We start from the raw sequence: 512 nt of genomic DNA on the forward strand, positions 1-512 counted from the left end.
TTCACTGCAAAATCACCTTCGGTTAAAGAAGGAGAGAAATCCTCTTCGGTAGTTTCGGTCTGACTTTCTTTTAAGCCAAAAGCATTTTTTGAAAGGCCTATGATCTTTACGTCTGTAGACATGGTGGTGAAGCTGAATGCCTTATTTGTAAAAGCAGTTCTTTTCACCTGTAGCGGCTCAGTTCCTTCGGGAAGTGCCACCACATTGGAAGCATATCCTGCCTCCAGCTGTACTGCTAAAATCGGGGCTAAATATTTTGCATTAGCGCTCTGGCTAAGCACAATCACTTTTGCTCCTTCTTTTTGGGCAGCTTGTTTAAGGGCATCGGCATAGGCTTTTGCGTTGAACTTCTGAAGCTTCTCATCGTTCACCTTAAGCAGCTTGCTAACTCCGTAATTTCCAAGGTCACCAGCACTTTGTGCGCCGAAGGAAACGGCAGTGACCTCTGTCCCTAACATATCGGCCACTCCCTTAGCGTAGGAAGCTACCTCAAATGCGGTCTTTTTAAATTT

General features: G+C 45.1%; 1 pseudogene. It reads right to left on the reverse strand.

Going from position 1 to position 512, the window contains the following annotated elements:
* A pseudogene (locus HC175_RS17440) lies at nt 1-512 on the reverse strand (electron transfer flavoprotein subunit alpha/FixB family protein); the annotation flags it as partial.

The sequence above is a fragment of the Salinimicrobium oceani genome (genome assembly GCF_012037645.1).